Below are 19056 nucleotides of genomic sequence, written 5' to 3' on the forward strand. Positions count from 1 at the left end.
CGAGGCAGCGATATCTTTTCAAAGATCCGATGTCTTAACAATAGATACATTCCTATTCTTTTTGATGCTGATAGGGTTCCTAAAATGCTGACTTCCGATCCTCCAACAACGATCGCGATCGTCGGTGCTGGCTTTAGCGGTTGTCTCGTAGCGGTTCACCTGTTGAAAACAGCCAACCGACCCCTGCTAATCAAGCCGATCGAGCGCGATCGCGATATTGGCAAGGGAGTTGCCTATAGCACCACCAACAGTCCAGTTGGTCTTTTAACCATTGATCTTGAGTGTGCCTTGCTGTAAGATAAAATTCAGCTATACTACGGTAAGTCGAGCGATGTATAGTATAAACTGCGTAAGTCCTAATTAAACGAGACATTCACCAAAAAGTTGAGGAGACGAATCATGAGCAAGTGGTTTGCCATTGCCAGACGTAGGTTGCTGCTATTTTTTATTTCTGGGCTGTTTCTATCGCTATTAGTCAATGCCTGTAATTCTTCCTCTCCTGGAACTAACACTACAGCAGCATCCCCAGGCTCATCTCCTACGGCAGTTCCTACAGTAGTACGTTTAGATTATGCCTACTACAATCCTGTTAGTCTCGTACTCAAAGAGAAAGGCTGGCTGGAAGAAGACTTAGCCAAAACCAATATCAAAGTGGAATGGGTGCTCAGTCAAGGTAGTAACAAGGCATTAGAGTTTCTCAATGGCAGCAGCATTGACTTTGGCTCGACTTCTGGTGCTTCCGCACTGATTGCAAAAGCCAATGGCAATCCCATCAAGTCTATTTACGTTTACTCGAAGCCCGAATGGACGGCATTAGTAACTACTGCCAATTCTTCCATTCAAAAAGTCACAGATTTAAAAGGCAAGAAAGTTGCAGCAACGCGCGGAACAGATCCGTTTATTTTCTTATTGCGTGCCTTGGATCAAGTCGGTTTGACTGCCAAAGATGTAGAAATTGTGCCTTTGCCCCATGCTGACGGTAAAGCTGCCCTTGAGAAAGGCGATGTCGATGCCTGGGCTGGCCTCGATCCATTTATGGCACAGACAGAAGTAGAAAAAGGCTCGAAACTTTTCTTCCGCGATACTAAACTAATTAGCCAAGGCTTTTTGAATGTGCGCGAGGCGTTTGCCAAAGAATATCCCGAACAAGTTAGTCAAGTGCTAACTGCGTATGAGAAGGCACGGAAATGGGCGATCGCAAATCCCAGCGAACTCAAGCAAGTTGTAATTAAAGCATCAAAACTGACAGAAGCGGTAGCAACTAAACAATTAGAGGAGCGAACCGATATATCAAACTCATCGATTGGTGACGAACAAAAAGCCGTTATTAGTGCTGCTGGGGATGTCTTGAAAAAAAGCGGCGTGATCGAGAATTCCGTTGATGTCATTACAGTAGTTAACGATTTAATCGATCCGCAGTATGTGGCAAAAGTTGCCAAATCATAAGTAAAAAACATCTGCTTTGGATATATAGCGATTCTTAAACAAGTGAGGTACGCTGTTGAACATTTAAAACAGATTGTAGGGTGCGTCAGTCCGAAGTGTTTCCCGTTTAAGCGTAAGTGTTCTACCTACAGATTGTAGGGTGCGTCAGTCCGAAGTGTTTCCCCTTTAAGCGTAAGTGTTCTAGCTGACGCACCCTACTTACTTCGTTAGCGATCTAAATGCGTAACAGCTTACGCTTCCAGCAGTTAGCAATTAGCAATTAGCCATTAGCCATTAGCAATAAGTTATGGGACAAAGACTTGCGATCGCAATCCCAAGCGTACAAACAGGTAATATTTGGCAACTTCTCAGTCGTCTGGGCAGAGCAAAAGGCTTGCTCTTGCCAGTCTTTCTCTTAATATTGTGGGAAAGTGTCTCTAGGTTTGGCTTGGTTGCTCCTAACTTGTTACCTGGTCCCTCAACTATTCTCACAACAGTTTGGCAACTCGGTGCAGCAGGAGAACTATGGCAGCACATCGGCATTACACTCTATCGGGTTTTTGTTGGCTTCTTAATTGGTACATTTTTTGCCACTATTCTAGGAGGATTAACGGGCTATTCTAGTCTAATTCACGATTTACTCGACCCGCTTTTGCAGTCACTCCGTAACATTCCTTCCCTCGCATGGGTGCCACTATTCATCCTCTGGATGGGAATTCATGAGCCTTCCAAAATTGCTCTTATCGCCGTTGGGGTGTTCTTCCCCGTTTACTTAAATCTGATGAGCGGCATTCATAATGTCGATCGCAAATTGGTTGAGGTTGGCAAAATCTATAGACTTAATGATTGGCAGCTTATCAGTCGTGTGTTCTTACCCGCGACATTGCCTGCTTACATCGTAGGTTTGCGAAGTGGCTTGGGTTTGGGCTGGATGTTTGTCGTGGCGGCTGAATTGATGGGAGCCAGTCAGGGCTTAGGCTTCTTATTGATCGATGGGCAAGCGACTGGACGACCCGCCATCACCCTCGCTAGCATTCTCTTGTTTGCGATTTGCGGAAAAGTGACTGACTCAGCGATTGGCTTTGCATCGCATTGGCTACTCCATTGGCAGGATGTTTACGCTTCCAACCATTAGTTCAAAGCATTTGTTTCAAGCATTCATTCAAAGCGCCAAGGAGGAAAGATATATGCTACTCATCGAAGGGCTACATAAACGATTTAAAAATGGTTTTGTCGGGCTAGACTCTATTGATTTAACTGTTAATCGTAGCGAGATTGTTAGTTTAATCGGTACGAGTGGTTGCGGCAAAAGTACACTTTTACGGATCGTTGCTGGATTAGATCGGCCAACTTATGGAGATGTGCAAATTGACGATATTCGCATTGACAAACCTCACCCCGAAATTGGTGTAATATTTCAAGAACCTCGGCTGATGCCTTGGTTAACTGTCTGGGAAAATGTGCAGTTTGGTTTGCATCATTTACCGAAGGATGAACGCAAGGCACGGGCAAGTGATGCTCTAGTTAAGGTGGGATTACAAGATTTTGCTCGTTTGCTGCCGCGCCAACTATCAGGAGGAATGGCTCAACGGGTGGCGATCGCGCGTGCTCTCGTTACTAATCCTTCTATTTTATTGCTAGATGAACCCTTTAGTGCTCTCGATTCCTTTACTAGAATGCAATTACAGGATCGTCTGTTAGAAATTTGGCAATCCGATCGCCAGACCATGATTCTTGTCACCCATGATGTTGAAGAAGCGCTGATTTTAAGCGATCGCGCGATCGTCATGCGTGGCAATCCTGGACGCATCCATCTTGAGCTAGATATCGATCTTCCCCGTCCCCGCAGGCGTACCGATCGCGATTTACAATATTGGAAAGAAAAGTTATTGAGTACCTTGGATTTATCCAATACGCCAACTGTTCCTTTAGAGGTTTAAATCCCCCAAATTGACTTAAATCATGACTACTAAATTACTCCCAAACTACGATCCTACGCTCTTTCAAGGAGCCATTTCTTATTACCTGCAATATCGACCGCGCTACCCAAATGCTCTTTACGATTTAATCTCACAGGAATTTCAATTAGACGGGCAAGGCAAGCTTCTCGATCTCGGCTGTGGCATTGGCTTGGTAGCGATCGCCTTACACGATCGATTTCAATCTGTTTTGGGCATCGATCCCGATACAGAAATGCTCGAAGTTGCCAAGCAAGAAGCTAAACTGGCTCATGCTTCAAATATCACTTGGGTAAGGGAGTTAGCAGAAAATATTTCCCCGGCAATTGGTACATTTTCCCTTGTCACCATTGGTCGTGCTTTTCATTGGATGGATCAAGAATTGGTGCTACAGCGTAGCTACGATGTGCTCGATCGCACCAGTAACGCTAATAGGGGGATAGCGATTATTCAAACTGAAAAAGATATTTGGTCAAATGACTCTGTTTGGGCACAAAATGTGCTAGCTACGATCAAACGGTGGCTAGGAGAAGAGCGGCGTGTGGGATCGAGTAGCGTTCCTTTGCTCTACAAGTCCGATTTAGAAGTTTTGGATCGATCGCCATTCGTTCGGATTAAGCGCCATAAGATTGACTTTCAAAAACACTGGACGATTGATAATTTTATTGGTTATCTCTACTCCACCGCTTACTGCCGTCGTGATTACTTTAATGGCGATACTTCCGTATTTGAGGCGGAAATTAAAGCAGCAATTCTCAGTGCAGAACCTTCAGGTCAGTTTGTTGAAGATGTACCTATTTCTGTTTACTTGGGTTTTAAGGACTGACCAACCTATAGGAATCCTAAATCATTTGTACGTCATTATTTCCCTCAATTTTGGATCGTCAAATATGAAAACATCCCTTGCAGACTCGGAAAGCACAAAACAACAAGACAGCAAGCAAGATTATGTAGCTATCGCGAGATCGCTTGCTCAAGAATTTGCTACTACTGCCATCGAACGAGATCGTGTTGGCGGTACACCAAAGTATGAACGCGATCGCATTCGCTCTAGCGGTTTGCTCGGTTTGATTATCCCTAAAGAATATGGTGGTATTGGCGAAACATGGATCGCTGCACTCCAAATTTCCCGCGAGTTGGCAAAGACTGATAGTTCTCTAGCCCATGTTTACTCTTATCATCATTTAGGGGTTGTTATCCCGCATCTTTTTGGCACGGAGGAGCGCAAGGCGCAGTTCTACACAGATACGGTGACAAACAATTGGTTCTGGTGCAATGCTCTCAATCCCCTCGATCGCCGTGCCACTTTAACTCCTGATGGTACAGGCTTTTTACTAAACGGTAGAAAAAGCTTTTGCTCTGGTTCTAAAGATTCTGATATCTTACCCATCACTGCGGTTCGTCAAGATACCTCCGAACTCACAATTATTGTAATTCCCACTCAAAGAGAGGGAATACAAATCCATGACGATTGGGATAATATGGGGCAACGTCAAACCGATAGCGGTAGTATTAGTTTCGACCAAGTGCGCGTTTATGACTCGGAAGTGTTTGGCGATCGCACCCGTGCTGATATTCCTTTCCGTACTTTACGAGCTTGTTTGACGCAAATAAATCTTGCCCATATTTATCTGGGTATTGCGGAAGGAGCATTTGCTGCTGCCAAAGACTATACTTGCACCCAAGGACGACCCTGGTTGACTTCTAATGCTCCTAGTGTGACGCAAGATCCCTATATTCTGAAACACTACGGAGAAATGTGGGTCGATCTGCAAGCGGTTAGCAGTTTGACGGATCGAGCCGCCGCCATTCTGCAAACAGCTTGGGAAAAAGGCATAGATTTAACAACAGAAGAACGTGGAAAATGCGCGATCGCGATCGCAACGGCAAAGGTTGCTGCTACCAAAATAGGTTTAGATGTGACAACTCGCATTTTTGAAGTGATGGGGGCGCGTGCTACCACCAGTAAATATGGTTTCGATCGCTACTGGCGCAATCTGAGAACGTTTACGCTACATGATTCTGTTGACTATAAAATTCACGATCTGGGTAACTGGGTACTCAACGATCAACTCCCTAATCCCAGCTTTTATACGTAGAAAAGACTAACTGAGCAGATCGTGAAGGATAGCATTTCTAGAGGAACTAAGAAAGAAAAAGGGGACACTCTCATTTTTCTTTCTTATTGCTGGTTTTTTCTAGCTAAGCTGGCTGATAATTGGGATGCCAAGCCAGCCATTTCTCTTCTAACTTTCTGGCGATCGCATCTGCAAACTTACCCAACAAGGCATACATGATAATGCTCAACACCACCACATCAGTTTGCAAGAACTCGCGAGCATTCATTGCCATGTAACCAATACCAGAGTCCGCAGCAATTGTTTCTGCGACAATCAGCGTCAGCCACATAATCCCCAAGGAATATCGCACGCCTACCAAAATCGAAGGCAAAGCCCCAGGCAGAATAACTTGCCACAAAAGAGACCTGGAACTCAAACCATAGACTTTTCCCATTTCAATCAATCCGGCATCGACACTGCGGATGCCATGAAATGTATTGATATACATTGGGAAAAACACACCCAAAGCCACCAAAAATAACCGAGCTATATCGCCAATTCCAAACCACAAAATCACTAGGGGAATTAAGGCGAGGTGGGGAACATTCCGAACCATTTGTACAGAAGTATCTAGCAGCTTTTCGGCAAGTGGAGAAAGACCGTTGAGGAAACCAAGAGTCAAACCAATTCCTCCGCCTATGACAAAACCAACGACGGCACGCCAAGCACTAATTCCGATATGGTGAAACAGTTCCCCGGTAATTGCCAATCTAATTCCTGCACTTAAAACACCTGTTGGTGCGGGCAAAACCCTTGTGGAAAGCCAACCCACCTGTACTAAAAGTTGCCAGCTAACAATCAGCAGAATCGGTACAATCCAGGGAATTACCTGCTGAAAATAGGGGTTTGTGAGCCATTTTTTATTCATGACGCGCTTGTGGGAACTTGTTTTTGTGTGGAAAACTTATCGTTGGCAACAATTTCGCCAAAAGGACTAAACATTTGCGGTTGATTTACAGCCGGTTGGTTTTTCAGCGGCAAGCGGGGGAATAGCAATTCAGCCACTCGATACGCTTCTTCTAAGTGGGGATAACCGGAGAAAATGAAAGTTTCAATCCCCAATTCGGAATATTCCAACATTCGGGCGACAACGGTATCGGGATCTCCCACTAAAGCAGTACCGGCACCGCCTCTTACTAACCCAATTCCCGCCCACAAATTGGGGCTAATTTCCAGAGCTTCGCGACTGCCTGTATGCAGTTCAGTCATACGTCGCTGTCCTTCAGAGTCCATCCTGGCATAAGCTTTTTGGGCGGCTGCGATCGCATCTTCATCAACATATTGAATCAATCGATTTGCATCTTCCCAAGCTTCGCTTTCAGTTTCGCGCACAATGACGTGAAGGCGAATTCCAAAACGCACAGTTCTACCCTGTTCTGCAGCTAATTTTTTCACAGCTTCTATTTTTTTTGCTACTTGTTGCGGCGGTTCTCCCCAAGTAAGATAAACATCAATGTGTTTGGCTGCAATTTGTTGTGCGATCGGCGATGAACCGCCAAACCATAAGGGAGGATGGGGAGTTTGGACGGGTGGAAATAGAACTTTACCGCCCTTAATTTGGAGGTATTCACCGCTAAAATCGACTTCTTGGTCTCGGACGTTAGTAGAGTTACTACCTTCAAGCATTGCTCTCCAAACTGTCAAGAATTCATCCGTCAATTCATAACGTGCGTCGTGACTCAGATGCACTCCATCTCCTGCTAATTCAACCGGGTCGCCGCCTGTAACAACATTAATTAGCAAGCGTCCGTCAGATAATCTGTCAAAGGTTGCTGCCATCCTTGCTGCTACCCCTGGAGACATTAATCCCGGACGAATTGCTACTAAAAAACGCATTTTTTCTGTGACAGACATTAAGGATGAAGCCACTACCCATGCGTCCTCGCAAGAGCGCCCAGTCGGAAGCAGAGCGCCAGTAAATCCTAGATTGTCAACAGCTTGGGCGATTTGTTTTAAGTAGGATAAGCTGCAAGATCTGCCTCCAGTTCCTGTAGCTAAATAGCGTCCGTCTCCGTGAGTTGGGATAAACCAAAATAATTCCATTTGCCGTATTCTTCCTAACTATTTATTGTTTAGTTACCTGAGCCACTTCGCTAATTTTTACCTGTTTGGGAAGCAGCTTCAAATCCAAGAAAGTATCAGCAACTTTTTGCTGGTAAGTGATGACTTCCTGTGTAATGGGCTGCACGCCGTAAGGCCGTCTCCGTGCCACTTCCTCTAAAGTTGGAACGTCAATACCAAGAGCGGGAGACAGCAGTTTTGCTACCTCAGTTGGTTGAGCCGCCGCCCATTCATCGACTTTTTGAAGTTCCTCTAAAATTGCCTTAGTCCGGTCAGGATATTGGTCGTTAAAAGGTTTAGCAGCTAGATAGAATTCCCGATTAGCTACCAGCCCTTCTCCATCCTTAAGAATGCGAGCACCTGTAGCTCGTCTCCCTACTGTAAAAAACGGGTCCCAAATCGCCCAAGCATCGACGCTACCTTGTTCAAAAGCTGCCCGCGCCTCTGCTGGTGGCAAGTAAACAGGCTGAATGTCGCTATATTTCAATCCGGCTGCTGTTAATGCTTCTACTACTAGGTAGTGCACATTTGAACCTTTGTTAAATACAACTTTTTTGCCTTTTAACCCAGCCACATCTTGAATTGAAGAATCTTTCGGTACTAAGATAGCTTCGCCTTTGGGATTAGGAGGTTCGTTGGCAACATATACCAATGGTGCGCCAGCGGCTTGTGCGAAAATAGGCGGCGCTTCTCCTGTATGGCCAAAGTCAATACTGCCTGCATTCAAAGCTTCTAGTAATTGAGGGCCAGCGGGAAATTGAAGCCACTGTATAGAAATGTTTTGGGATGCCAAGCGCTTGTCTAAAGTCTCCCGTGATTTAAGGATACTTAGAGTTCCATATTTTTGATAGCCAATCCGAATTACATTGCTCTGTTGTGCGTTAGAAGTGGCCACCGATGTGGCAGCAGAAGTTGGGGCTGTAGTTGTATTTGTTGGCTGAGTAGGAGCACAGGCGGAAACTGTCAAACTCAAACTGAAGCCAATTGCAAAAAGCAAAGCAAAGGTCTTGAGCGAACTATGTTTGAGTTTGCTCCAAAAATGTCTCAATCTAGCTGGAATTGGGAGCTCTTTCAATGGGGTTAACACTGTGCCTTCCTAAATTTCAAGTATTGAAAACCAAGAAACGCGATCGCCATGCAAAAGCTGAGCTAATCATTATTGACTAGTTTACTACGATAAACCGACCGATATACCGTAGTTAACTCTGACAAGCTCCTATTATTCCACAGATGGCTTCAAAAATGCAAGGACATTCTGTAGATTTTTGTTTGTATTACTTCTCTAGTTGCTTACTTCATTAATATTCGCGGGCAATATATCAGTTGCACCCGCAGGAGAAAAAGTAGCATCTAACACTGCTGCTATCTGTATAAAAACCTGACCACCAAACTGTTGAGAACATCCATATCAATCAGGAAGGCATCATGACCATGAGGAGATTCCAGCCATTGTAGTTCTGCATTGGGAATCAGGGCTGCCAGTTCTTCCTGCTCAACGGGTGGATATAGGATGTCCGAATTAATAGCGACAATCAGGGCGGGCTGCTGAATACTGCTCAAAACCGTGCGATAATCCCGATCGGCACGGGTGAGATCGTGGCTGTCCATAGCATGGGTCAACGCGATGTAGGTATTGGCATCAAACCGTTCCACCAATTTTTTGCCCTGGTAACGCATATAATCCACGATCGCAAATGACTCAGTAACGCGATCGGACTTAACCTGTCGTCCGAAGCGAGCTGAAAAATTAGCCCAGGAACGATAGGTACTCATAGCAATCATGCGGGCCACAGCCAGCCCCCGATCCGGTTGTTGTTTCGCGCTATAGTAACCATTCTGCCAGTTAGGGTCAGTATAAATAGCCTGCCGTTGGGTTTCGCTAAACCCAATGCACCAGGCCGAGTGGCGACCGGGGGCGGCTATCACCGCGATCGCCCGGACTCGATCGGGATAAAGCAATGCCCACTCCAGCACTTGCATACCACCCAGAGAACCGCCAATCGCCAATTGTAGCGATCGCACGCCCAAGGCTTCCAGTAAAACCCCTTGCAACCGCACCATATCCCGAATCGTAATCCCAGGAAAGGTTGGGCCATAAGCTGCCCCTGTTTTAGGATTGATGGAGGTCGGCCCAGTTGTTCCATAACAACTACCCAGTATATTGCTGCAAATAATAAAACTGCGATCGGGATCTAACGCCCGTCCCGGCCCTAAAAGGGGTTCCCACCAGATATCCAGATCGGCCCAACCAGTTAGAGCATGACAAACCAGCACAGCATTATCTCCAGCCCCATTAAGCTGTCCCCAAGTCCGATAGGCCACCTGAACTCCAATCAAATCTTTACCAGACTCCAGCTCAAAGAGTTCTGGGAGCTGATAAAACTGGCTTTCAGGGGAAATGAACTGCTGATAATTCATCTGCTAAACTCCGGCAAAGGCCTGCTCAAAATCGCCTTTAATATCATCGATGTGCTCTATTCCTACCGATACCCGAACTAAATCAGGGAGCACGCCAGCCGATATCTGTTCCGTATCTGTTAGTTGCTGGTGGGTTGTAGATGCGGGATGAATGACCAGCGTTTTAGCATCTCCCACATTCGCCAAATGGCTTGCCAGTTTCACCTGGTTGATAAAAGAGCGACCCGCATTGAGTCCCCCCTTAATACCGAAGTTCAGTACACCGCCAAAGCCATGTTGTAAATACTTTTTAGCCCGCTCATGGTAGGGATGTTCTGGTAATCCCAGGTAGTTTACCCATTCCACCTTGGGATGTTGTTTGAGCCATTGGGCCAGTTCCAGGGCGTTATCTACATGACGTTGTACCCGTAGGGAAAGGGTTTCCAATCCCTGTAAAAACAAAAAGGCATTGAAGGGACTCAGAGTAGGGCCTAAATCCCGCAGTCCTTCGACTCTGGCACGAATAATGAAGGCAATATTGCCCCATGAGCCTTGAGGGCCAAAAACTTCTTGGAAATTGAGGCCGTGATAGCCCGGAGCTGGTTCTGTAAACGCAGGAAACTTGCCATTTCCCCAGTCGAACTTGCCGGAATCGACGATGACACCGCCGATTGAGGTGCCATGTCCGCCAATCCATTTAGTTGCAGACTGCACCACGATATCAGCACCGTGTTCGATGGGACGGATGAGATAGCCTGCTGCACCAAACGTATTGTCTACAATCAGGGGAATGCCATTTTCGTGAGCAATATGAGCTAGGGCGGCAAAATCTGGCACGTTAAATTGGGGATTGCCGATCGTTTCAACATAGAGTGCCTTGGTGCGATCGTCGATCGCCTGCCGGAAATCCTCTGCTTCATCGCCATCCACAAATTTGACCTGAATCCCCAGCCGAGGAAACGTCACTTTGAACTGGTTGTACGTGCCCCCGTATAAATAGCTGGTGGAAACAATGTTATCTCCCGCTTGGGCAATATTGGCGATCGCCAAAAGCTGAGCTGCCTGACCGCTAGAGGTTGCCAGGGCCGCAACACCCCCCTCCAGAGCGGCAATTCGCTTTTCAAACACATCTGTTGTCGGATTCGCGATCCGGGTGTAGATATTACCAAACTCTTGCAAGGCAAAGAGACGCGCCCCATGATCCGCATCATTAAAGACATAGGAGGTTGTTTGATAAATAGGCACGGCACGGGCATTGGTTCCAGGAGCAGGTTCTTGCCCAGCATGAACTTGGAGGGTTTCAAAACGATAGGGTTCTGTCATTCGCTCTAAAATACTTAAAGTTTATCGATTTACCGTGCTTTTGGCTTGCAAACAAGATTCTACAGATGCACATCAAGTATGTCAAGTTCAGAAATCATTTTTTAAGTTAATAGTGTTGTCGGTGGCGATCGCGATCGCAGGAGAAAAAGTAGCATTTAGCCCTGTGGCTATCTGCATAAAAATTTGAGATACTACCGAGTTCGGATCGGAAATAGTTAGCGGTTTTCCTGTATCACCGCCCGCACAGATGCGCGGATCTATAGGAATTTGGGCAAGGAGGGGCGCTTGAAGTTCTTCAGCTAGCTGTTTACCGCCGCCACTGCCAAAAATTTGCAGTGGTTCTGAATCGCGATCGCAAATTAAATAACTCATATTTTCAATAATGCCAAGAACCGGAACCCCAACCTGGCGAAACATATAAATATTGCGACGGACATCGGAAATAGATATTTGTTGGGGCGTAGTAACAAGTATCACTCCACAAATCGGACTTTCTTGCACAATCGTAATTTGAGCATCTCCGGTTCCTGGGGGTAAATCAATTAATAAATAATCTAATTCGCCCCATTCTACATCTTGAATAAACTGAGTAATAATTTTGTGAAGAACGGGACCCCGCCATGCTAAAGGGCGTTCTGGTTCGGCTAATAAACCCACAGACATCAGTTTAATTCCTTGTGCTTCCAAAGGTAAAAATTTCTGACCTTTGGCAGTATTAACTGTCTCTACATCAGCTTGTCCTAAGCCTAACATTTGCGGAATATTGGGGCCGTAAACATCAGCATCTAGTAAGCCTACTTTTGCCCCTTGTAATTTTAAAGCGGCGGCTAAATTGACGGCAGTTGTAGATTTTCCGACTCCCCCTTTTCCGCTAGAAATAGCTAAAGTAGTTCGCACGTTGGCGATCGTGCAAATTTGAATATAACTTTTTTTGCACCAGGTTATAGGCGATAAAACCGATTTTATGTGTTCTGCCAAGTCTTGCTGATGCGAACCAATATAAAGGCGCAAATAAATGTAACCATCAACAATTCGCAAATTTCGCACCATGCCCAAACTGATAATATCATTTTTGAGGGTGGGTTCGATGACTTGCTTGAGATAATTGACAACTTCTTGCTGCCGCATTTCTCCCAGCGAATCTGGGTTTTCTGAGGGTGGATGCGAGTCAGTTTTTGGCAAGGAGGAAGGATTAAGCATTGGGGGAATTTTGCAGAGATTGTTTAATTTTTTGAATTGCTCTTTGAGAGCAGATAGAAACTTCTTTATCTGGATCGTCCAGAGATTGTTGCAGCGCATTTATCGCAGCGGAATTGCTGAGATTTCCGAGCGCGATCGCGGCTTCTTTTCGCACATCTGAATATTCATCAGCTAAGGATCTAATTAAAGCAGGTAGCACTCGTTCATCTGGCATTTTTTGCAAAGCTTGTAACGCGAATTTGCGAACTTGCCAGTGTTCGTCACTTACCGCCGTTTCCAGTGCCAAAATTGCCGCAGAATCGGCATGAATTGCCAAAGATTTAGCTGCATTTCGTCGCACTTGCCAGTCAGTATCGCTTTTGAGTGCTTGACACAAAATTGAGATAATTTCTGGATCTGTTAAATGTCCTAAAGTTAAAGCCGTAGCACGGCGAACATTGACATCTATATCAGATACTAAAGCCAAAGCTTGCGGACATTTTTCCACCTGATTGAGATAGCTAAGAGTGGTAACTGCTGCTGCTCTCAATTCAGGAATTTTTGATGCAAAGAATGGTAAAATATCTGGTAAAGATTGAGCATCGTGAATCTTCCGCAACAGAGTTAATATGTTGAGTTGAATATTAACATTGTCTCGGTGGAGTGCATCTAGGAGTTGCTTTAAGTCAGTGGGTGAAACTAATTCATTCAACGCCGATAAGGCTTCTTGACGAATATCGAGATCGGCGGAACCCAGACACTCGATTAAAGCGGGAATAGCTACAGGGTTGCCAATTTCCCAAAGAGCAGATATCGCAATTTTTTGAACGGCAATACTGTCATCTGACAAGGCAAGAAGTAGGGCATTTGTAGCTTCTTCATCGCCCAAATATTGGAGATTTTTAACGGCAATAAGGCGATCGCTGAGATCGGGCGATCGCAGCATTTCCAGCCATTGATTTAATTCGCTATCAGTCTCAGTATTCATGAGTTTTATAATTCCTACAAACTAGAACAAAATTAGCGCAACAAGAAAGGTATTTTAACCGTAATTGCATTCGTCGGACATTCTTTTTCACAGGGTAAGCAAAACCAACATTCATCGTATTTCATGTAAGCTTTGCCTGTATCTGGATTTTTTGCTAATACATCTAAAGGACAAACATCAATGCAGACATGGCATTTTTCCAAACACTTAGACTCATCTACAGTGACGGGGACATCAATTCGTTGTGTAATTAAAGCCATAGTTAGTTGTAATTGTTAATAGACATTTCACGGGCGGGCAGGATGCCCACCCCACAAAAAAAATTATTTTTTGTGGAACAGGCATCTTGCCTGTTCAGGAGAATCGTGCAAGATGTAGGGTGAAATAAATGTTCGCTCGCTATAATAACTCTAACGAGCGACAACATCATAATCCTCTTTATGCAAATCCACCTCCACAATATAAGGCTCAACTGGACGCTTAAACAATTTCATTTCTCCCGAATCTTCTTTTTTCAAATTAACATGACAAAACCACTCTTCATCATTCTTGTCAGGGTAATCTAATCGATAATGATAAAGCCCCCAACGAGTCTCGCGGCGATACAAAGAAGCCCTCGCGGCCATCTCCGCACAATCGCGAATAAAGTGAACTTCCATACAGCGCATTAACTCATGGGCATCGCGAGCGCCCATTTCCTCCAAGGTTTCGTGATAGCGGACAAAATTATTCAGCCCAATTTCCAGTTTATTGCCTACTTTGGGCGGCTGTAAATAATCATTCACCAAGCGCCGCAGCTTATATTCTACTTGCGTGTGAGGAATTCCATTCGGCAGATTTAAAGGTGCATAAATCCGCGCTTTCTCTGCTTCCAGAAATTCAGCATCTGGCTCGACATAATCTACATCTTGGATGTAATCAATGGCATTAGTTCCTGCTAATCTACCAAACACAAACGCGCCGATCATATAATTATGAGGAACGCTGGCCATATCTCCCGCTGCGTAAAGTCCTGGCACAGTTGTTTCTGCCTTTTCATTCACCCAAACACCAGAGGCACTGTGGCCGCTGCATAGCCCAATTTCGGAAATGTGCATCTCCACGCCGTGAGAGCGATAATTTTCACCTCTCCCTTCATGAAATCTGCCTCGACTCGGCCGCTCGTTTGACCAAAGAATTGATTCAATTTCAGCTATAGTATCCTCATCGAGATGAGTCATTTTTAATTGAATCGGGCCTTTACCAGAGTTTAATTCCTTCCAGATTTCCAGCATCATTTGACCGCTCCAATAATCGCAATTAATGAAGCGATGACCTTCGGCATTAGCAGTATGAGCGCCGAAGGGGCCGGCAACATAAGCGCAAGCAGGGCCGTTATAATCTTTAATTAACGGGTTGACTTGAAAGCACTCAATGTTACTAAGTTCTGCGCCTGCGTGGTAAGCCATTGAATAGCCGTCTCCGGCATTAGTCGGATTTTCGTAAGTGCCATAAAGGTAGCCAGAATCGGGTAGTCCTAAACGGCCGCAAGCACCTGTAGAAAGAATGACTGCTTTGGCTTGAATTACTACAAAATCGCCATTTCGCACGTCAAAGCCAACAGCACCAGTAGCGCGTCCTTTTTGTACTAAAACACGGGTTGCCATGACTCGATTGGTAACTTTAACTTTGTGGCGTTTCACCTGTCGGGTTAAAATTTGTTTTAGGTCTTTACCTTCTGGCATGGGTAAAACATATTTGCCGACGCGGTGGACTTGTTTTAAGTCATAGTTTCCCTGAGCATCTTTCTGAAACTTCACTCCCCAACTTTCTAACTCTTGGATGACTTCATAGCCTAATTTTCCGGTTTGATAAACGGCTTTTTGGTTGAGGATGCCGTCATTAGCAAGGGTAATTTCGCGGACGTATTGTTCGGGTGTGGAATGGCCGGGAATGACAGCAGTATTTACGCCATCCATGCCCATTGCGATCGCGCCGCTTCTGCGAATATTTGCCTTTTCTAAAATCAGCACTTCGCTGTTAGGATTTGCTTGTTTAGCTTTGATGCCAGCCATCGTGCCAGCCGTGCCGCCACCGATGACTAAAATATCGGTTGTTAGCCTTTGGGTTTGGATAGCGAGATCGGAAATAGTCATAGAAGTTCAGATTGAGGATAAATTACTTTTAATCAACAAAAATGAGGCAGAGTCTGGATGAATTGAGAACTAGGAAGGAGGTAAAGAAGTATCTGCATTCTCATCAACAATTGGCAAGCCAGCTTCTTTCCAACCTTTCAAACCTCCAATTAAGGATTGGACGCGAGTATACCCTAATTTTTGTAAACTTTCAGCCACTAGAGCAGACCGATTCCCGCCGCCACAATAGCAAACAATAGGAGTTTCGCGATCGGGAATAACTTCCTCAATTTTTTGTTCAATAATGCCTCGACTAAGGTGAATAGCGCCTTCAGCATGAGATTCTTTCCATTCACTCTCTTCGCGAACATCTACCAAAATAGGGGTGGGTTCTGGCTCTGAGAGGTTAAGTTGCTCGATGGAAATTTCTTGAATTTTAGCCTTAGCTTCATCAGCGAGTTTTTGGAAGTTTTTAGAATGATTCATTATTTTTTTAGAGATGGGGTTAACAATTAGTTCATCGTTCGCGATTCGCCGTTTAAAAGTAGGCAGGATGCTTGCTGCACAAGGTTTATTGGAGAAGTCTATTAATGTCTGCCTACTTCTTGACTCTACTTACTATCTTTCAACACGATTTGTTTAACCTGAACTGGCTTAGGAATAAGCTCCAATTTATGGAAAGTATCAGCAATTTCCTGCTGTCCGGCTATCTCTTCATCCGTCAGGGGAGAAACGCCATAGTTGCGTCGCTTTTCAGACACTTCTAAGACGGAGGCTTCTATTCCTAATTGCGTTTCCAAAAACTTAGCAACTTCTACCGGATTTCCCGCAGCCCATCGATCTACTTTTTTGACCTCATCTAAAATGAGTTTCAAAATCTCAGGATGTTCGTCAACAAAACCCTTACGGGCGAGATAGTAACCTCGATTGGCAGCGATGTCTGTTGCATCTGTTATCAGTCGAGCACCTGCGGTTTTTTCTGCTGCTGCTAAATAGGGGTCCCAAATCGCCCAAGCATCGACATTTCCTCCTTCAAAAGCGGCGCGGGCATCTGCTGGTTTGAGAAAAACTGGAGTGATGTCGCTGTATTGAAGTCCAGCCTTTTCTAAGGCTTTAACTATGAGGTAATTAGTGTTAGATCCTTTGGCAAAAGCAACTTTTTTTCCTTTCAGATCGGCAAGAGTTTTTATGGGTGAATCTTTGGGAACTACGATACCTTCAGACTTAGGATTTGCAGTTTCGTAAGCAACATAAACTAATGGCGTTCCGGCAGCTTGAGCAAAAACTGGCGGTGCTTCTCCTGTGTAGCCAAAGTCAATACTGCCTGCGTTCATTCCTTCTAATAATGGTGGCCCCGCAGGAAATTCTACAAATTTTACAGAAGATTTGGAGGTTGCTAAGGCTTTTTCTAAGTCGCCTTTGGTTTTGAGAGCGTTGAGAACGGTAGCTGATTTTTGATAGCCGATGCTAACTGTAACGCTTTTTGTAGGTGCGGAAGTGTTCGCAGTGGCTGTGTCCTGTGTGGTAGCGGTAGGAGAACAAGCCGCCACTACCAAACTCAAGCCGAGTCCGGTTGCAAATAGCAGGGAAAGACTGCGAACTCTCCGAGAAAGGAAAATTTGGCGGCAGTAGCTCAAAATGCCTAAGAGGTGGGTTTCTGCGAGCTTAATCAACATAAATGCCAACCAGGAAAGGATTGAGAGTAACTTTACTGGCAGTATACCACTGTATCTCGATAAATATACCGGAGTTAATAGTTGTTGATTTACATATCTTAATATTTTGGGGTACGATCGCGCATCGTTATTATGCGGTAATGGTTTGTCATGCTCTCAATTGACCAGTAGTATGCCATTATTGCCCAGCAAAGTCATTTAGATGCTCGCTTTCCCCCTCTCCACCTTTGCACCGTGCAGAGCAAAAATCGGAGTCAGAGCCGATTTGCCCTTCAGAGAAACCGCTCCCAAAGCCTCGCAAATGAAGTGCGGCGCGATCGACTCAAACACCCTTTCGGTCATCAAAATTTGGTTTTCCCCCGCCTTGCTCATCAACCGCGCCGCCGTATTCACCGTATCGCCCAAAACATTAAACTCCCGTCGCCCCCTTGGTTCCCCAACCTCAGCAGCAAACACCGGCCCCAAGGACAGCCCAATTTGACAGAATATCTTAACTTCCTTACTGCCGATCGTTAGCGGGACCAAACCTGCAACAATCTCTCGAATCGCAATCGCAGCAGTAGCAGCGCGGCAAGCATCATCGGCGTGAACGTCGGGAACCCCAAAATAAATCAGCATATCCGAACCGTCCAAGTGAGCCGTTAATTTTTGCAACACGCCCCCTTTAGCCGACACCACAGCATCAATCAGCGCAAAAACGCGAGAACAGCCGAGTACCAGGCTGGCTTCTTCGGCTGGCGTTGCTTTGTCCACCGACTCCGGTAAACCAATCAAATTAACAAACATCACCGTCGGTTTAGGAAAATCCGGCGGAATCCGTCGCTTGTCAGCATTTTCTACCAGCAGCGTCAGGATCGATTTGGGAATATAACTGGCAAGGGGTTCAACTCGCTTCAAAGATTCTTCGATCTCCCTCACTAAGCCGGAAATGGTACGATCGAGCAATACCGAACTCGGCATCCGCCGCCCAGTCAAAGTAATATCGTACTCTCCGAGTTGATCGTCCGTTAAATCGTCCGCCACCAAAAAATAACCCGGTTTCCCGGGTTCAAAACGAAATTCCTCTCCCAAAGACTCTTTAGCAGTTTCAGTCAAACACACCCGCCCCACAGTCCCAGAACCCTCAGCTTGCTTGGCTTGCTGGACTGAATGCCCCAGCAGTACGTGAGCCATCCGCAGCGGCGTACCGATATCAGCACTAATGTAGCGGCCGCAGTGGATGCCCACCCGCATCCTCAAAGACAAAACACCCCGCGCCGTTTCAATATTGGCAAATTCAGCCATCGCCCGCTGCATCCGCAAACCCGCCCGCACCGCCCTCGCTGTATCCTCTTGGTGAATTCCTGAGAGAAACTGCACCAGCATCGCATCTCCGGTAAACTCCAGCAAATCCCCGCCCGATTTGCTGACAATTTCAATCATCGAGGCAAAATAGTCGTTAATCACGCCCAGCAGCGTTTCAGCTCCCTTGCGCCCCTCGGCCGCATTCGCTTCCAACAGCGACGTAAACCCTGCCAAATCCGTGAACAGCAAGGTGCCTGTTTGCCACTGGTAGCGCACCTCCCCTGGGTTGGGCCCAGATTCGGACACGGGTCTGGGTACGTAGTCGTGGAGGATGTAGCGGAGAGTGCGGAGGTGATAGAAAACCCCCATTAGCGTTGCGGGGGAGGGATCTACCCACGCAGCAGCGTAAAGTTGGGCCGGAAGGAGCGCTCGCAGCCGCAATTCGATCGCAGCCAAGGGAGGATTGTAGGTTAATCTATTAATAATTTCCACCTAGTCTATTCTTAAAAAATAGGGTTCTATGGATCGAGA

18 protein-coding genes are annotated in these 19056 nt (G+C 45.7%); 6 read left to right on the forward strand and 12 right to left on the reverse strand.

Going from position 1 to position 19056, the window contains the following annotated elements:
* The first annotated feature begins 84 nt into the window (after positions 1–84).
* The 6 genes from QUA02_RS13805 to QUA02_RS13830 all read left to right on the forward strand — a co-directional run bounded on the left by QUA02_RS13805 (position 85) and on the right by QUA02_RS13830 (position 5482).
* Positions 85–297, forward strand: coding sequence for an FAD/NAD(P)-binding protein (locus tag QUA02_RS13805; protein ID WP_333028533.1), 213 nt, complete (start codon positions 85–87; stop codon positions 295–297).
* Between the two features lie 102 nt (positions 298–399).
* Positions 400–1446: an aliphatic sulfonate ABC transporter substrate-binding protein gene (locus tag QUA02_RS13810; protein WP_333028536.1), complete on the forward strand. Its 1047-nt coding sequence runs from the start codon at positions 400–402 to the stop codon at positions 1444–1446.
* A gap of 286 nt (positions 1447–1732) precedes the next feature.
* Positions 1733–2560, forward strand: a complete 828-nt coding sequence (locus tag QUA02_RS13815; protein ID WP_333028538.1) for an ABC transporter permease — start codon at positions 1733–1735, stop codon at positions 2558–2560.
* Between the two features lie 52 nt (positions 2561–2612).
* Positions 2613–3365: an ABC transporter ATP-binding protein gene (locus QUA02_RS13820; protein ID WP_333028541.1), complete on the forward strand. Its 753-nt coding sequence runs from the start codon at positions 2613–2615 to the stop codon at positions 3363–3365.
* A 22-nt stretch (positions 3366–3387) separates the two neighbouring features.
* The gene (locus QUA02_RS13825; protein WP_333028543.1) at positions 3388–4209 is read left to right on the forward strand and encodes a class I SAM-dependent methyltransferase; all 822 of its coding nucleotides are present in this window, start codon (positions 3388–3390) and stop codon (positions 4207–4209) included.
* 64 nt (positions 4210–4273) lie between these two features.
* Positions 4274–5482, forward strand: a complete 1209-nt coding sequence (locus QUA02_RS13830; protein ID WP_333028545.1) for an acyl-CoA dehydrogenase family protein — start codon at positions 4274–4276, stop codon at positions 5480–5482.
* A 103-nt stretch (positions 5483–5585) separates the two neighbouring features.
* Here the strand turns inward: QUA02_RS13830 and ssuC are convergent, their stop codons facing one another.
* The 12 genes from ssuC to QUA02_RS13890 form a co-directional block, all read right to left on the reverse strand.
* The gene (ssuC, locus tag QUA02_RS13835) at positions 5586–6371 is read right to left on the reverse strand and encodes an aliphatic sulfonate ABC transporter permease SsuC (protein ID WP_333028548.1); all 786 of its coding nucleotides are present in this window, start codon (positions 6369–6371) and stop codon (positions 5586–5588) included.
* A complete protein-coding gene (gene ssuD / locus QUA02_RS13840; protein WP_333028550.1) occupies positions 6368–7546 on the reverse strand; it encodes an FMNH2-dependent alkanesulfonate monooxygenase in 1179 nt (392 codons plus the stop codon). The genes ssuC and ssuD overlap by 4 nt, the downstream gene beginning before the upstream one ends.
* 22 nt (positions 7547–7568) lie before the next feature.
* The gene (locus QUA02_RS13845; RefSeq protein ID WP_333028552.1) at positions 7569–8651 is read right to left on the reverse strand and encodes a sulfonate ABC transporter substrate-binding protein; all 1083 of its coding nucleotides are present in this window, start codon (positions 8649–8651) and stop codon (positions 7569–7571) included.
* Between the two features lie 275 nt (positions 8652–8926).
* Positions 8927–9982, reverse strand: a complete 1056-nt coding sequence (gene metX / locus QUA02_RS13850) for a homoserine O-acetyltransferase MetX (RefSeq protein ID WP_333028553.1) — start codon at positions 9980–9982, stop codon at positions 8927–8929.
* A 3-nt stretch (positions 9983–9985) separates the two neighbouring features.
* Positions 9986–11284, reverse strand: coding sequence for an O-acetylhomoserine aminocarboxypropyltransferase/cysteine synthase family protein (locus tag QUA02_RS13855; RefSeq protein ID WP_333028555.1), 1299 nt, complete (start codon positions 11282–11284; stop codon positions 9986–9988).
* A gap of 87 nt (positions 11285–11371) precedes the next feature.
* On the reverse strand, positions 11372–12484 hold the full coding sequence (locus tag QUA02_RS13860; RefSeq protein ID WP_333028558.1) for an Mrp/NBP35 family ATP-binding protein: 1113 nt from the start codon (positions 12482–12484) through the stop codon (positions 11372–11374).
* Positions 12477–13451 carry a HEAT repeat domain-containing protein gene (locus QUA02_RS13865; protein WP_333028559.1) on the reverse strand — a complete coding sequence of 325 codons (975 nt, stop codon included), beginning with the start codon at positions 13449–13451 and terminating at the stop codon, positions 12477–12479. The genes QUA02_RS13860 and QUA02_RS13865 overlap by 8 nt, the downstream gene beginning before the upstream one ends.
* Before the next feature lie 32 nt (positions 13452–13483).
* A complete protein-coding gene (locus tag QUA02_RS13870) occupies positions 13484–13711 on the reverse strand; it encodes a 4Fe-4S dicluster domain-containing protein (protein WP_333028561.1) in 228 nt (75 codons plus the stop codon).
* 150 nt (positions 13712–13861) lie between these two features.
* A complete protein-coding gene (locus QUA02_RS13875; protein ID WP_333028563.1) occupies positions 13862–15586 on the reverse strand; it encodes a fumarate reductase/succinate dehydrogenase flavoprotein subunit in 1725 nt (574 codons plus the stop codon).
* Positions 15587–15655: 69 nt separating this feature from the next.
* Positions 15656–16051 (reverse strand): rhodanese-like domain-containing protein, encoded by a 396-nt coding sequence (locus QUA02_RS13880; protein WP_333028564.1) that lies wholly within the window; start codon positions 16049–16051, stop codon positions 15656–15658.
* A gap of 125 nt (positions 16052–16176) precedes the next feature.
* Positions 16177–17241, reverse strand: a complete 1065-nt coding sequence (locus tag QUA02_RS13885) for a sulfonate ABC transporter substrate-binding protein (protein WP_333028567.1) — start codon at positions 17239–17241, stop codon at positions 16177–16179.
* Positions 17242–17439: 198 nt separating this feature from the next.
* On the reverse strand, positions 17440–19017 hold the full coding sequence (locus QUA02_RS13890) for an adenylate/guanylate cyclase domain-containing protein (protein ID WP_333028569.1): 1578 nt from the start codon (positions 19015–19017) through the stop codon (positions 17440–17442).
* Positions 19018–19056: the final 39 nt, after the last annotated feature.

This window comes from Microcoleus pseudofavosus SVA1_A4, from assembly GCF_036700565.1.
Taxonomy (GTDB): Bacteria; Cyanobacteriota; Cyanobacteriia; order Cyanobacteriales; family Microcoleaceae; genus Microcoleus.

Coding starts and splice junctions, on each gene's coding strand:
- QUA02_RS13810 (WP_333028536.1), top strand. CDS start 400: ATGAGCAAGTGGTTTGCCATTGCCAGACGTAGGTTGCTGCTATTTTTT.
- ssuC (WP_333028548.1), bottom strand. CDS start 6,371: ATGAATAAAAAATGGCTCACAAACCCCTATTTTCAGCAGGTAATTCCC.
- QUA02_RS13875 (WP_333028563.1), bottom strand. CDS start 15,586: ATGACTATTTCCGATCTCGCTATCCAAACCCAAAGGCTAACAACCGAT.
- QUA02_RS13805 (WP_333028533.1), top strand. CDS start 85: ATGCTGACTTCCGATCCTCCAACAACGATCGCGATCGTCGGTGCTGGC.
- QUA02_RS13860 (WP_333028558.1), bottom strand. CDS start 12,484: ATGCTTAATCCTTCCTCCTTGCCAAAAACTGACTCGCATCCACCCTCA.
- ssuD (WP_333028550.1), bottom strand. CDS start 7,546: ATGGAATTATTTTGGTTTATCCCAACTCACGGAGACGGACGCTATTTA.
- QUA02_RS13870 (WP_333028561.1), bottom strand. CDS start 13,711: ATGGCTTTAATTACACAACGAATTGATGTCCCCGTCACTGTAGATGAG.
- QUA02_RS13830 (WP_333028545.1), top strand. CDS start 4,274: ATGAAAACATCCCTTGCAGACTCGGAAAGCACAAAACAACAAGACAGC.
- QUA02_RS13880 (WP_333028564.1), bottom strand. CDS start 16,051: ATGAATCATTCTAAAAACTTCCAAAAACTCGCTGATGAAGCTAAGGCT.
- metX (WP_333028553.1), bottom strand. CDS start 9,982: ATGAATTATCAGCAGTTCATTTCCCCTGAAAGCCAGTTTTATCAGCTC.
- QUA02_RS13855 (WP_333028555.1), bottom strand. CDS start 11,284: ATGACAGAACCCTATCGTTTTGAAACCCTCCAAGTTCATGCTGGGCAA.
- QUA02_RS13820 (WP_333028541.1), top strand. CDS start 2,613: ATGCTACTCATCGAAGGGCTACATAAACGATTTAAAAATGGTTTTGTC.
- QUA02_RS13825 (WP_333028543.1), top strand. CDS start 3,388: ATGACTACTAAATTACTCCCAAACTACGATCCTACGCTCTTTCAAGGA.
- QUA02_RS13815 (WP_333028538.1), top strand. CDS start 1,733: ATGGGACAAAGACTTGCGATCGCAATCCCAAGCGTACAAACAGGTAAT.
- QUA02_RS13885 (WP_333028567.1), bottom strand. CDS start 17,241: ATGTTGATTAAGCTCGCAGAAACCCACCTCTTAGGCATTTTGAGCTAC.
- QUA02_RS13865 (WP_333028559.1), bottom strand. CDS start 13,451: ATGAATACTGAGACTGATAGCGAATTAAATCAATGGCTGGAAATGCTG.